Consider the following 12,347-nt stretch of genomic DNA (forward strand, 5'->3'; position numbering starts at 1 on the left):
TGACGCGGGCCGCCGTCGTGAAGGTTCCGTGCTGGGCCCCTGTCCCGATCCACGCTGGGGTGCGACCATGGAATCAGTCGGCCGCACAACGTCCGTTGGCGGCCACCAGGCCGCTGTCGGCGGGGGAACGAACGGCCTCCGCCGGCAGCCCTCTCCGCTAGCGCTGGTCGACCGGGTCAGCCTTGCCGATCTCCGTACGCACCGCATACAACTCCGGGAAGAACGTGAGCTCCAGTGCCCGGCGGAGGAAGCCGACGCCGGAGGATCCGCCGGTGCCGCGCTTCATGCCGATGGTCCGCTCCACCGTTTTCAGGTGCCGGAAGCGCCAGAGCTGGAAGTTGTCTTCCAGGTCCACCAGTTCCTCGCAGGCCTCGTAGACGTCCCAGTTCTGCCCGGCGTTCTCGTAGACGGAGGTGAAGGTTGCTACCAGTTCCGGGTTGAAGACGTGCGCCTCGGTCACATCCCGGTCCAGCAATTCCGCCGGAATCCGATAGCCCTGCCGGTGCAGGTAGGCCAGGAACTCGTCGTAGACGCTGCTCTGGTCCAGCAGCTCCGCGAGCAAGGCCTGCGCCGCCGGATCATCTGCGAAGACGTTAAGCATGTCCTTGTTCTTATTGCCCAGCAGGAACTCCACCGCGCGGTATTGATAGGACTGGAAGCCCGACGACGATCCCAACGCCCCGCGGAACTCTGCGTACTCGGAGGGTGTCAGCGTTGCCAGCACCGACCACTGCTCGGTCAGCGAGCGCTGGATGTGCTTGATCCGGGCGATGCCCTTCATTGCGAAGCGCAGGTCGTCGTCGCGCAGTTTCTGCCGCACTGTGCGCAGCTCGTGCAGCACCAGTTTCAGCCACAGCTCGGAGGTCTGGTGCTGGATGATGAACAGCAGTTCGTCGTGGTGCTCCGGCCGGCTGACCGGGTGCTGGGCAGAGAGCAACTGGTCCAGTGACAAGTAGGAGCCATAGCTCATCTTGTCCGAAAAATCGGTCTCGATATGGTCTTCGAGCCGGCGGGTGTTCTTGTCTACGGTCATGGCAACTTCCGTCGGTTCCCCTGCGTCCTTGCAGGACTGCTACCAGCCTACGGCCAAGCCAAGCTCCTGCCGGCGCGCCTCGACCTCAATCGCGGACCGATGAGTCCCAACGCCACTTCTGTCCACGGGTTTCCGGCGTTCTGCCGCTGGCCCTCAAGAGGTCCTGCCAGGCGTCGTCCGTCCGCTCCGCCGTCGGAAAAATCCGATCCAGCACCCTGCCGATCACCCCGTCATCCGGGCGGTAGTCGATTCCCTGCGCTGCGAGGATGTCGAAGCCGTGCAGCACCGCTTCAGCCACGCCCATCGCGGCAAAGCCGGAGGCGTCGGAATTTCCTGCCGGGTGGTAGCCCCGGTGGTCCGCCGGTGCAGTGGCGGTGACGGCGTACAGCAGGCCGGCCGAAGCGTCGAAGCAGCTGACGATCCCGGCCGTCCCAGCGGCGGGGTCGGGCCACATCAAGATGTCCGGCCCGCCTGGCCGCCACGGCGGCGGATCCAGCAACACCACATAGTCATCCTGCGGCGGACGCCGGCCTGACAACTGCATCGCGTAGAACGCGAAGTCGTCCATCACGTGGGCGGCCGTCTCGCGGCAGTTCCAAGCCAGTTCGAGCGCCGGGGTGGCCCAGGCATCGTCCGGCAGTTCAGCGAAGCGGTCGGCCAGGTCGTCGGTAATGATGCGGAAATCGTCCGCCGTTGGTCCCATCCGACGATCCTCCCCCAGACCGGCTTCCGGCGCCACCGTTTCCGCCGCCGGGTTCAGCGCGCCCGGCGTTCACCGGCTTCCACCGGGGCTGCGATGACGTTGCCGTCCACCGGCATCGGGCAGGTGCCGAAATCGGTGAAGGCGCTGGGAAAGTTCGTGGCGCGGTTGAAATCGATCAGCACCGATCCGTCCGGTCCGGGGCGGCGTGTGGCGACGGACCGCCAGCCTGCAGTGGTGTCGCCGTTGGTGGCGTCGTGGAAGTTCAGCGACAGCGCACCCAGCTTCTCCGGCTCGGCCACCAGCCGGTGCACGGTGCCGTCCAATTCGAAGCTGACCGTGCCGACCGCGGTGATGGCGCCAGAAACGTCCGGGTTCGATGTGCCGATCGGCAGGATCTGCGGCTGGTCGTATTCCTCGAACGTGCCGGCCACCACCAGATCGGGGTTGTAGTCGAAAACCGGCACGGCCTCGAAGTCCGCATGCACCGGCGAGTCATTGTCCCGGGTCCGCACGGCATAACGGTCGCCGCGGGCGGCGAGTTCGACGGCGATGCTGCCGTGGCGCACCCAGAACAGCGATTCCTCATTGCCCAAGGTAGCGGTAAACGTCCCGACCGCCGGCTCGCCGGTCTCCATGAAGTACAAGCCGTCGTCGGCGGTCGCTGTCAGGGTGGCATGTCCGCCGGCGGAGGCGGGACCGTTGGCGCTCCACAGGCCGGTAAGGTGCTCCAGTGGCGCGGGCTCGGCGGGCAGCCACTGCAACGAGGTCAGCGTCAGCCAGCCGTAATCGACGGCCAACGCCCGGTTCCGGTTATCCCGGAAGCGCAGCCAGCTCTCCCGTTTCCGGGCATCTTCACTTGGATTCACCGGTGAATTCCGCATGCTCGCCTTTCCTCACACTGCGCCGACAGTTGCCGGACGGTATGCGGCACAACGTCCCATCCTGCTCCCCGTATTCCCCCGGATCGCGCGCTCCTGGGCCCGCACGAACCATGGCGCAATTGCCTGCAGGAGAATACGCTCTACTTCTACGAGGCAGCGTGGCACATACCAGCGACAGAAGCCGCGCAGCCGGAGCGTCTACCAGAACGGGGAGGCCAGCCGATGCCCAGAGACGGAAACCGGCCGCGCTACCGGCGCGGCACAGCTCGAGCCGGAGCGGTGGTGCTGGCGCTCGGAGCCACCCTGCTGGCCGGCTGCAGCGCTGAGGAGGGGCCTCCCACCCTGACCTGGTACATCAACCCCGACGCCGGCGGCCAGGCAGCGATCGCCGAGAAGTGTACCGAGGCAGCCGGAGGCGAGTACCGGATTGAGACCTCGCTGTTGCCCAATGACGCCGCCTCACAGCGGGAGCAGCTGGCCCGGCGGCTGGCGGCCGGCGACACGTCGCTGGACATCATGAGCCTGGACCCACCGTTCATTCCTGAGCTGGCGGAGCCGGGATTCCTGGCGCCCGTCCCGGACACGGTTGCGCAGCGCACCACGCAGAACGTCGTGGAGGGGGCGCTCACCGGGGCCACCTGGAAGGACAAACTCGTCGCCGTTCCGTTCTGGGCCAATACGCAACTGCTCTGGTACCGGAAGTCGGTGGCCGAGGCCGCCGGCCTGGACATGTCGAAGCCGGTGACCTGGCAACAGTTGATCGACGCCGCCGCCAAGGAAGACAAGTTCCTGGGCGTGCAGGGCCAACGCGGCGAATCCATGACGGTCTGGCTGAATGCCCTGGTCGAATCGGCCGGCGGCCACATTTTGGAGAACCCGGAGGCCACGGCCGACCAGATTCAGCTGGGCCTGGCCGGCAAGGCCGGCACGGAGGCCGCCCAGGTCATCTCCACCATCGGCAAAGACGGTCTGGGCGGACCGGGGCTGCCCACCCAGGACGAGAACAATTCGATGATCCTGTTCCAGGGCGACAAAGGCTCGTTTATGGTCAACTGGCCGTTCGTCTGGCCGGCGACCAACGCTGCGGTGGAGGACGGCACACTGGATCCGTCGCTGATCGAAGACATTGGCTGGACGCTCTACCCGCGGATGACCGAAGGCGAGCAATCCGCGCCGCCGCTCGGCGGCATCAACCTGGGCGTTGGGGCCGCGAGTGAACATCCTGATCTGGCCTACGCCGCGATCGAGTGCATCGTCTCCCCGGAGAACCAGGCCGAGTACTTCATTACCAACGGCAACCCGCCCTCGAATACTGAGGCTTACAACGATCCGCGGATCAAGGAATCCTTCCCGATGGCCGACACCATCCGCGAATCCCTGGAACTGTCGGCGCCGCGTCCGCAGACGGTCTTCTACAACGAGGTTTCCACCAGCCTGCAGCAGAACTTCGCCCCGCCGGACCAGGTGGATCCCGCCATCACGCCACAGGAGACGTCGGACTTCATCGTTTCCGTCCTACGGGGGGAGAACCTGCTGTGAGCACCACGACCGAAACGCCCACGCTCCCGAGCGGCGAAACCGGACGCGCCGGCCGGCGCCGCGCCGTCCAGCAGTTCAGTGACCGTGCCAAAGCCGAGCGCCGGCTGGGCTGGTGGCTGGCGGGCCCGGCCTTCGTCGTCATGCTCGCTGTCACCGCTTACCCGATCCTGCAGGCGATGTACGACTCGCTGTTCAGCTACCGGCTCACCGCTCCGGACGAGCGTGCGTTCGTCGGTCTGGCCAACTACGGCGTGGTCCTCACGGACGTGGTCTGGTGGCGGGACCTCGGGGTGACGCTGCTGATCACGGTGGTGACCGTCGTCGTGGAACTCATCCTGGGCTTCGCACTGGCGCTGGTAATGCACAAGGCGCTCAAGGCAGTGCGCGGTTGGCTGCGCACCGCCATTCTGGTCCCGTACGGGATCATCACCGTGGTCTCCGCGTTTGCCTGGTTCTACATGTTCGATATCAATTCCGGCTTCGTGAATACCTGGTTCAACTGGGTACCCGGCATCGATCCGGACCTGAACTGGTTCGCCGGCACCTGGACCTCGCTGTTCGTGATCATGGCCAGTGAAATCTGGAAGACCACGCCGTTCATTTCGCTGCTGCTGCTGGCCGGCCTGGCGCAGGTGCCGGACGAACTGACCGAAGCCGCGGAAGTGGACGGCGCCACATGGTGGCAGCGGATGCGCCGGGTGATCCTGCCGAATATGAAGGCGGCGATCATGGTGGCCGTACTGTTCCGGGCACTCGATGCGTTCCGAATATTCGACAACGTCTTCATCATGACCAACGGTGCGTTCAACACCGAGGTGCTCTCGCTGTTGGCCTACCGGACATCCATCGGCCGCCTGGAAATCGGCCTCGGCTCCGCAGTCTCGGTGCTGCTGTTCGTCTGCGTGCTGCTGATCTGTTTCATCGCCATCAAACTGTTCAAAGTGGACCTCGCCAGCCAGAGAGGAGGGAAGTGATGAAAGCATCACGGACCAAAGAACGGGTGACCTGGATCATCATCTCCCTGTTGGTGCTGATCTATGCGCTGTTTCCGGTGGCGTCCATTCTGGCGACCTCGTTCAAGCTGCCCAGCGACCTGACCTCGGGCAAATTCCTGCCCACCACGTGGACCGGATCAAACTATGAACAGATTCTGGTCGGCTCGGCGCAGGAGTTGTTCCTCAGTTCCTTGCGGAATTCCATCGGCATCGCGCTGATCGCAACATTCATCGCCGTTGTCCTGGCCACGCTCTGCGCCTATGCCATTGCCCGGCTGGACTTCCCGGGCAAGAAGGTCATCCTCACCACCGCGCTGGCGGTATCCATCTTCCCGGTGATCTCGATTGTCACCCCGTTGTTCAACCTCTGGCGCAACATCGGCCTGTACGACACCTGGCCGGGCCTGATCATCCCCTACCTGTCGCTGACCCTGCCCATCTCCATCTGGACGTTGGCGGCGTTCTTCCGCCAAATCCCGTGGGAACTGGAACAGGCCGCACAGGTGGACGGGGCCACCACGTGGCAAGCGTTCCGCAAGGCCATCGTGCCGCTGGCCGCGCCGGGCGTCTTCACCACGGCGATCATTGCGTTCTTCATCGCTTGGAACGACTTTGTCTACGGCATCTCGCTGACCTCGACTGAGGCCGCGCGGCCGGTTCCCGCGGCACTGGCCTTCTTCACCGGCGCTTCCCAGTTCGAGTCTCCGGTCGGCGCAATCTCCGCGGCGGCCATCATCGTCACCATTCCCATTGTGCTGCTGGTCCTGTTGTTCCAGCGCCAAATCGTCTCCGGCCTGACCCAAGGCGCCGTCAAGGGCTAGGCCCGCGGCAGGAAAGGACATCCCATGGCATCGATCACGTTGCAGAACCTCGTCAAGCAGTACGGCGACGGCTTCCCCGCAGTCAACGACGTCAGCATCGACATCGAAGACGGCGAGTTCATTATCCTGGTGGGTCCATCCGGCTGCGGCAAGTCCACGTTGCTGCGCATGATCGTGGGGCTGGAGGACATCACCTCCGGTGACTTGCTGATCGACGGCCAGCGCGTCAACGAAAAGGCGCCCCGGGACCGGAACCTGGCCATGGTGTTCCAGAACTATGCCCTCTATCCGCACCTGACGGTGTTCGAAAACATCGCGTTTCCGCTGCGGTTGGCCAAGGGAAAGCACACCGAAGACGAGATCCGGAAGTTGGTCACCGACGCTGCGAAGACGCTGGAGCTGACTGATCATCTGGAGCGCAAGCCGGGCAATTTGTCCGGCGGCCAGCGGCAGCGCGTGGCCATGGGGCGGGCGATCGTCCGGCAGGCCGATGCGTTCTTGTTCGACGAGCCTCTGTCCAACCTGGACGCCAAGCTGCGCGGGCAGATGCGCTCGGAGATCTCGCAGATGCAACGCCGGCTCGGCGTCACCAGTGTCTACGTCACGCACGACCAGACCGAAGCAATGACGCTGGGCGATCGCGTAGCTGTGCTGAAGAAGGGGATCCTGCAGCAGATTGCTTCGCCGCGTGAACTGTACGAGCAGCCGGTCAATCTGTTCGTGGCGGGCTTTATCGGCTCGCCGTCGATGAACTTCCTGCCTGCCACCTTGGAGGGCAGCGTTTTGAAGACGCCGATCGGGAACATTCCGGTGACCGAGGACAAAGCCAGGGCCGCCGAAGGCAAGAGGGTGGTGCTGGTGGGCCTGCGGCCGGAGTTCTTCGAAGATGCTTCGCTGGTGGAAGAGCATAAGAAGGACAAGGGGTCCACGTTCACGGCCGAACTGACCCACACCGAGTGGCTTGGCAACGAACAGTACGGCTACATCAACTTCGACCCCGATCCGGAGGTCCGCGAACTGCTCAACTCACTGGCCGCGGACATGGACGCCGACGAGTTGCGGCCGCAAATTGTGGTCACCTTGGACGCCGCCAGCCGGATCCGTGGCGGGCGCTCGGCGGAACTCTGGCTGGATACCCGCAAGATGCACCTGTTCGATCCGGAAACCGGGGAAAACCTGACTCGTGATGCCGAAGCCGGTGCAGCACTGACCCAAGAGGCCAACGCTGCCCGGGCCGAAGAAATCAGCGAAGCCCGCGAGCGCGAAGCCTCCACGGCAGGCCAGCCGGCCTGAATTCCGGCTCCTCGCCGACCTGGGGTAAACTCGGTTTCATTGTTTGACCGGGTCCGGCTTCCACGCCGGACCCTGTGCGGGCGTAGCTCAATGGTAGAGCGCTAGCTTCCCAAGCTCGATACGCGGGTTCGATTCCCGTCGCCCGCTCCACGCGCACCCCGGCCCATCGGCCGGGGTGCTTCTTTTCCCGCCGCCGGTCCCCGGCTGGTATTACTCGATGTCCTCGTCGGGCTCGAAGCCGGACCGGTCAACCGCCCGGTGGTAGCGCATGCCGGCGGCGCCGCCCAGAAGGGCTCCGGCCAGGCTGGCCAGCAGCACTACGGCCAGCGCAATCAGGCCCGGAACCGTCAGCTCTTGGAGAGGTCGCTCAATGACCGGCACCGACGGCCCGGTCAGTACACCGAGACCGCCGGCGGCCAGCCCAATCAGTCCCGCGAGGAACGACATCACGAGTCCCCACAGCCAGACCGCCAGGCCCTGCCGGATGCCGTCAAACCGTGCCATCCGCCCGGCCACGTAGCCGCCGCCTAGATACGCCAGCAAGAAGATGACCGCCAAGGCGATCGCCGAGGTCAGGGCTGCCGGACCGCTGCTGGCCGCGATGTTGTCCAACCAGCCGCGCACTTGGGCCTCATTGGCCCACCCGAAGGCCGCGGCCACGCCCACCGCCACGGACGTGATCAGCACGATCAGGCCCGACGCGCTCAGCCAGCCGAAGAATGCCGAACCCAGTCTCACCCCTCCGAAGGCATTGTGCTCGCGCAGATACAGCGACTCCGCGTCGAGGGCTGCTTCGGGCCGGTAGGCACTGGTGTCGCTGTAGTTCCGTTCGGCGACGATCGGCCGGTCCTGCCCCGCGCGGCCGGCGCGGGCATCCGGGTCCATGCTGTCCGCGGTGGGCCGGTCCGCCGTGGGCCGGCGCTCGAAGGCGGCAGTCTGCTGTTGGTCCGCGCCCGCGGCCGGCGTCGCCTGCGCGGGCGCAGGTGCCGTTTGTGTGGCGGCCGGCATGGCCTGTGTGGGCGGAGGCGCTGCCTCCCTGGGCGCCGGCACGGGTTCCTGAGGTTTCCCCGGGCCCGCCGGGGCATCGGCTCCCCGCCGGGGGCTGCCGTCGTCGTACCGATCACTGCCGATATCCGAACTCATGAATGCCTCCTGCTTCGATGGATCACATCGTGGCCTTCCGGTGGGTCCACCCTAGTCGCGGGGCTACCGGCAAACCAGAACCGGATCCGTTTCACCGGTGGCCGGCGGGAGACTAAACTTGGACCCGATGATGCGCAAAATGTTCAAGTCCAAGATCCACCGGGCGACGGTGACGCACGCCAACCTGCATTACGTAGGGTCCGTGACCGTGGACCTTGATCTGCTGGACGCCGCCGACATCCTTCCCGGCGAGCTGGTGTCCATTGTGGATGTCACCAACGGTGCCCGGCTGGAGACCTACACCATTGCCGGCGAACGCGGATCAGGCGTGGTGGGCATCAACGGGGCCGCTGCGCACCTGATGCATGAAGGTGACCTGGTCATCCTGATCACCTACGCGGACATGACCGACGCGGAGGCGCGGTCCTTCGTTCCCTCCGTGGTGCATGTGGACGCGGACAACAAGATCGTGGAGCTGGGCTCCGACCCGGCTGAGTCCGTGGACGAAGGGCTGATGCGGCCGCCATACGCGGTTAAGTAGCTCCCCCACCATCCCGGGCCGGCCGGAAGTCTAGCGCCGGTGGAACCGCTGGTGCAGCCCGCGGACCTCGTCCGTCAGCTCCGCGGACGGCCCGCCGACCTCGATGCCCGGTGCCACCTGCTGGATCGGCAACGCGGCGACCGGTGCCGGTCCGATGCCCCATTCCGCCAGCCAGCCGCCCAGCTGGTCCGACGACGCGGCGTAGATGATCCGTCCCAGTCCTACCCAGGCGTGTGCGGCCGAGCACATCGGGCAGTGCTCGCCGGAAGTGTAGACGGTTGCCCGGAGCCGTTCCTCGGGCGGCAGGTTGCTGGCCGCCCAGCGGGCAATCTCGAATTCCGGGTGCCGGGTCTGGTCGCCGCCCTTGACCCGGTTGCGGTCCTCGAACAGCACGTTGCCGCCGGCGTCGACCAGTACCGAGCCGAACGGCTCATCGCCGTCGTCCAATGCTTCACGGGCCAGGTCCACGCAGCGGCGCAGATGCCTGAGGTCCTCGGGAGTCAGTTCCATCCGCTGATTATGGCAGAGCCGGCGTCGCAGAGCCTTTGGCGGGCAACGTGCGTGGTCTACGCTTCTGCCATGGTGCGGACTCCGGCAGAACATGTGGCAGCCATCCGGCAGGGTTATGGCTTTGACGGGCCTGCCATCCAACTGGGCGCAGCCCTGGTGGACGGCGCAGTGCATCCGGACGCAGCGGTACGGTTGCCGCTGGCCATGATGAACCGGCATGGCTTGATTTCCGGTGCCACCGGCACGGGGAAGACGATCACGCTGCAGGTCATCGCCGAACAGCTCTCCGCCCACGGTGTCCCCGTGTTCCTGGCGGACATCAAGGGCGACCTGACGGGCCTGTCCACGCCGTCGGCCGGGAGCACCAAGCTCGCCGAGCGGACGGCCGCAGTCGGGCAGGACTGGAAACCGGCAGCCTACCCGGTGGAGTACCTGTCGCTGGGTGGCGACGGCACCGGTGTGCCTGTCCGCGCCCGGATCTCCGATTTCGGGCCGCTGCTGCTGTCCCGGGTGATGGAACTGAACGAGACGCAGGAATCCAGCCTGCAGCTGGTCTTCTACTACGCGGACAAGAACGACCTGGAGCTTTACAATCTTGCGGACCTGCGCGCCGTCATCCAGTTCCTGGTCTCCGACGAGGGCAAAGCTGCGCTCGAGAACCTGGGCGGGCTGTCCAAGGCCACGGCCGGAGTGATCCTGCGCGAGCTGGTCTCCTTGGAGGCCCAGGGCATGGACGCGTTCTTTGGCGAGACCGAATTCGACACCGCCGAACTGCTGCGGACCGCTGCGGACGGCCGCGGCATCATCTCCTGCCTGGAGCTGTCCTCGCTGCAGCAGCGGCCGCTGCTGTTCTCCACCTTCATGATGTGGCTGATCGCCGACCTGTTTGCGGAACTTCCGGAGGTGGGCGACGCGGCACAACCCAAGCTGGTGTTCTTCCTGGACGAGGCGCATCTGCTGTTCCGTGACGCCTCCAAGGCCTTCCTGCAGTCCATCGCCACCACGGTGCGGCTGATCCGCTCCAAGGGCGTGGGGATCTTCTTCGTCACCCAGACACCGCGGGATGTACCCTCGGACGTGCTGGGCCAGCTGGCCAACCGCGTCCAGCACGCGCTCCGCGCCTTCACTCCCGAGGATGCCAAGGCGCTGAAGTCCACCGTCTCCACCTTCCCGGTGAGCGACTACGACCTGGAAGAGGTACTGACCAGCGCCGGGATCGGCGAAGCGGTGGTGACCGTGATGAATGAGCAAGGTGTTCCGACGCCGGTGGCCTGGACCCGGCTCTGCTCCCCCGGCTCCACCATGGGGCCTTCCTCGGCAGCCACCGTGCAGGCCATTGTGGACGGGTCTTCGCTGATGCCCGTCTACGGGCCGGTGGTGGACAGCCGCTCGGCGTTCGAAAAGCTCACCGGCGCTCCGGTGCCCGCCTCCCCCGAACCCGGCGGCTCCGGGAACTATACATCCCCCGAAAGCACGACGGCGGAGGGTTCGGCCCCGCAGTCCGCCTCGCCGCAGGCCGCCGCGCCGCCGTCCGCGGCGGACATCGACGCCGAGGCCCGCCGCATCGAGGAAACCATCCTCGGCCGTCCGTCCACCCGTCCCGCCACGCCTGCCCCGCCGGTGGACAGCTCCCGACCCGCCCCGGTGCCGGACAACGCGCCGCCGCAGACCGGACGGGGTGCCGACAACGATGCGCTGAAGGACATGGCTCTGCAGACCGCCTCCGTGCTGGGGCGTGAACTGATGCGCGGCCTGTTCGGGACGCGACGGCGCCGCCGACGCTGGTAGCAGGCGCACCGCCGTCGTTGGCGTTGTAACCTGGCCCATGCCGACCCCGGCTGTCGCCCCGAGCGGGTAACGTAGGGTTGGTGGGAAATTCGAGAGTACTCAGGACCGTGGCCACGTGGCTGCTGTGCTTGATGCTTGCCGTGGCCGCTGCCGCGCTGACCATTGTGCTGGTCAATGCGTTCGTGTTCAGCCCGCAGCACCAGGTCAAGGCCTATTTCAACGCCTTGGAAGACGGTGACGGCGGAACCGCGCTCGGCTTGTTGCACGCGACCGTGCCCGACGCCAACGCCGCCATGCTCGACGGCGCCGCGCTCAAGGCCTCGGTGGACACGCTGGCCAATCTGGAAATCCAGGATCCGGTTCCGACGGGCGACAACAGGGTGGACCAGCCGGTCAGCTACACGGTCGACGGAGTCGCCCACACCACAACCTTCTCCTTGGAAAAGACCGGCACCACCTGGCTCTTCTTCAACCAGTGGTCCTTCGTGCCCAGCGCCCTTCCCACCATCAGCGTGGACGTGGTCAATGAAAACGAAGCCTCGCTGAACGGTACCCGGGTGGCCCTGCCGGAGGGCAAGAATGACTTCGCCGTGTTCTACCCCGGCAGCTTCGAAGCCCACTACGCCAGCGAGTACTTCGCCGCACCGGTGGTCGAATCGGTCCTGACCGGCCCGCAGAACGCCCAGGACGCCAGGCTCTCGCTGGCCACCGCGGCGACGCCCAAGCTTGTGGATGATCTGAGCGGCCAGGTCAATGCCTTCCTCGACTCGTGTGCGGAGCAGCGCGTGCTGCAACCCTCCGGCTGTCCGTTCAGTGCAGCCATGGACCGGGTCCAGGACGACACCATCGACTGGTCGATCGAAGACTATCCCGAGGTCAAGGTGGAACCCTTCAAGGGCAACTGGGTGCTCAGCCCGCTGACCGGGGTGGCGAAGCTGAACGTGGTGGAAATCGACCTGTTCACCGGCGCCTCGGTGGAACGCGAACTGAAGCAGTCCTTCGATTTCAACGGCCGGCTGTCCGTTAATGACGGACACGTAACGCTGACCCCGGTGGTGGAGTACTAGCAACCAAACGCCGGGGGCGGACAGGAATCCCTG

The 12,347-nt window shown here is 65.8% G+C and carries 12 protein-coding genes and 1 tRNA gene; 8 read left to right on the forward strand and 5 right to left on the reverse strand.

The genetic code is table 11. From position 1 onward, the window contains the following. Positions 1 to 157 precede the first annotated feature (157 nt). The 3 genes from kynA to ACMX2H_RS05130 form a co-directional block, all read right to left on the reverse strand. The gene (gene kynA, locus ACMX2H_RS05120; RefSeq protein ID WP_414959340.1) at positions 158 to 1,033 is read right to left on the reverse strand and encodes a tryptophan 2,3-dioxygenase; all 876 of its coding nucleotides are present in this window, start codon (positions 1,031 to 1,033) and stop codon (positions 158 to 160) included. Between the two features lie 85 nt (positions 1,034 to 1,118). Continuing rightward, positions 1,119 to 1,736 carry a DinB family protein gene (locus ACMX2H_RS05125; protein ID WP_414959341.1) on the reverse strand — a complete coding sequence of 206 codons (618 nt, stop codon included), beginning with the start codon at positions 1,734 to 1,736 and terminating at the stop codon, positions 1,119 to 1,121. A 53-nt stretch (positions 1,737 to 1,789) separates the two neighbouring features. Then, positions 1,790 to 2,617: a DUF1684 domain-containing protein gene (locus ACMX2H_RS05130; protein ID WP_414959342.1), complete on the reverse strand. Its 828-nt coding sequence runs from the start codon at positions 2,615 to 2,617 to the stop codon at positions 1,790 to 1,792. Between the two features lie 222 nt (positions 2,618 to 2,839). On the opposite strand from ACMX2H_RS05130, the gene ACMX2H_RS05135 reads away from it, so the two are divergent. The 5 genes from ACMX2H_RS05135 (at position 2,840) to ACMX2H_RS05155 (ending at position 7,415) form a co-directional block, all read left to right on the forward strand. Beyond that, positions 2,840 to 4,156, forward strand: a complete 1,317-nt coding sequence (locus ACMX2H_RS05135) for an extracellular solute-binding protein (protein ID WP_414959343.1) — start codon at positions 2,840 to 2,842, stop codon at positions 4,154 to 4,156. Further along, the gene (locus ACMX2H_RS05140) at positions 4,153 to 5,130 is read left to right on the forward strand and encodes a carbohydrate ABC transporter permease (RefSeq protein ID WP_414959345.1); all 978 of its coding nucleotides are present in this window, start codon (positions 4,153 to 4,155) and stop codon (positions 5,128 to 5,130) included. Before ACMX2H_RS05135 ends, ACMX2H_RS05140 begins: the two co-directional genes overlap by 4 nt. Further along, positions 5,130 to 5,972, forward strand: a complete 843-nt coding sequence (locus ACMX2H_RS05145) for a carbohydrate ABC transporter permease (protein ID WP_414959346.1) — start codon at positions 5,130 to 5,132, stop codon at positions 5,970 to 5,972. Before ACMX2H_RS05140 ends, ACMX2H_RS05145 begins: the two co-directional genes overlap by 1 nt. Positions 5,973 to 5,996: 24 nt before the next feature. Beyond that, the gene (locus ACMX2H_RS05150) at positions 5,997 to 7,265 is read left to right on the forward strand and encodes an ABC transporter ATP-binding protein (protein WP_414959348.1); all 1,269 of its coding nucleotides are present in this window, start codon (positions 5,997 to 5,999) and stop codon (positions 7,263 to 7,265) included. Between the two features lie 76 nt (positions 7,266 to 7,341). Beyond that, positions 7,342 to 7,415: transfer RNA gene (locus ACMX2H_RS05155), tRNA-Gly, on the forward strand. Positions 7,416 to 7,475: 60 nt separating this feature from the next. On the opposite strand, the gene ACMX2H_RS05160 is transcribed toward ACMX2H_RS05155, so the two are convergent. Beyond that, positions 7,476 to 8,408: a hypothetical protein gene (locus ACMX2H_RS05160; RefSeq protein WP_414959350.1), complete on the reverse strand. Its 933-nt coding sequence runs from the start codon at positions 8,406 to 8,408 to the stop codon at positions 7,476 to 7,478. Positions 8,409 to 8,535: 127 nt separating this feature from the next. On the opposite strand from ACMX2H_RS05160, the gene panD reads away from it, so the two are divergent. Beyond that, positions 8,536 to 8,949, forward strand: a complete 414-nt coding sequence (gene panD, locus ACMX2H_RS05165) for an aspartate 1-decarboxylase (protein WP_414959352.1) — start codon at positions 8,536 to 8,538, stop codon at positions 8,947 to 8,949. A gap of 30 nt (positions 8,950 to 8,979) precedes the next feature. Here the strand turns inward: panD and ACMX2H_RS05170 are convergent, their stop codons facing one another. Next, positions 8,980 to 9,459 carry a nucleoside deaminase gene (locus ACMX2H_RS05170; RefSeq protein ID WP_414959353.1) on the reverse strand — a complete coding sequence of 160 codons (480 nt, stop codon included), beginning with the start codon at positions 9,457 to 9,459 and terminating at the stop codon, positions 8,980 to 8,982. 69 nt (positions 9,460 to 9,528) lie between these two features. Between ACMX2H_RS05170 and ACMX2H_RS05175 the strand changes: the two genes are divergently transcribed. Together ACMX2H_RS05175 and ACMX2H_RS05180 are read left to right on the forward strand one after the other, a co-directional pair. Continuing rightward, entirely contained in the window at positions 9,529 to 11,247 is a 1,719-nt protein-coding gene (locus ACMX2H_RS05175; RefSeq protein ID WP_414959355.1) for a helicase HerA-like domain-containing protein, read from the forward strand. Between the two features lie 80 nt (positions 11,248 to 11,327). Further along, complete coding sequence (locus tag ACMX2H_RS05180) at positions 11,328 to 12,314, forward strand: hypothetical protein (protein WP_414959357.1); 987 nt, start codon at positions 11,328 to 11,330, stop codon at positions 12,312 to 12,314. Positions 12,315 to 12,347 lie beyond the last annotated feature (33 nt).

The organism is Arthrobacter sulfonylureivorans, assembly GCF_047607445.1.
Classification (GTDB): domain Bacteria; phylum Actinomycetota; class Actinomycetes; order Actinomycetales; family Micrococcaceae; genus Crystallibacter; species Crystallibacter sulfonylureivorans_A.

What these genes read in the sequence shown, in the direction of transcription:
- kynA (WP_414959340.1), bottom strand. Translation starts at nt 1,033, where the DNA reads ATGACCGTAGACAAGAACACCCGCCGGCTCGAAGACCATATCGAGACC.
- ACMX2H_RS05125 (WP_414959341.1), bottom strand. Translation starts at nt 1,736, where the DNA reads ATGGGACCAACGGCGGACGATTTCCGCATCATTACCGACGACCTGGCC.
- ACMX2H_RS05130 (WP_414959342.1), bottom strand. Translation starts at nt 2,617, where the DNA reads ATGCGGAATTCACCGGTGAATCCAAGTGAAGATGCCCGGAAACGGGAG.
- ACMX2H_RS05135 (WP_414959343.1), top strand. Translation starts at nt 2,840, where the DNA reads ATGCCCAGAGACGGAAACCGGCCGCGCTACCGGCGCGGCACAGCTCGA.
- ACMX2H_RS05145 (WP_414959346.1), top strand. Translation starts at nt 5,130, where the DNA reads ATGAAAGCATCACGGACCAAAGAACGGGTGACCTGGATCATCATCTCC.
- ACMX2H_RS05150 (WP_414959348.1), top strand. Translation starts at nt 5,997, where the DNA reads ATGGCATCGATCACGTTGCAGAACCTCGTCAAGCAGTACGGCGACGGC.
- ACMX2H_RS05160 (WP_414959350.1), bottom strand. Translation starts at nt 8,408, where the DNA reads ATGAGTTCGGATATCGGCAGTGATCGGTACGACGACGGCAGCCCCCGG.
- panD (WP_414959352.1), top strand. Translation starts at nt 8,536, where the DNA reads ATGATGCGCAAAATGTTCAAGTCCAAGATCCACCGGGCGACGGTGACG.
- ACMX2H_RS05170 (WP_414959353.1), bottom strand. Translation starts at nt 9,459, where the DNA reads ATGGAACTGACTCCCGAGGACCTCAGGCATCTGCGCCGCTGCGTGGAC.
- ACMX2H_RS05175 (WP_414959355.1), top strand. Translation starts at nt 9,529, where the DNA reads ATGGTGCGGACTCCGGCAGAACATGTGGCAGCCATCCGGCAGGGTTAT.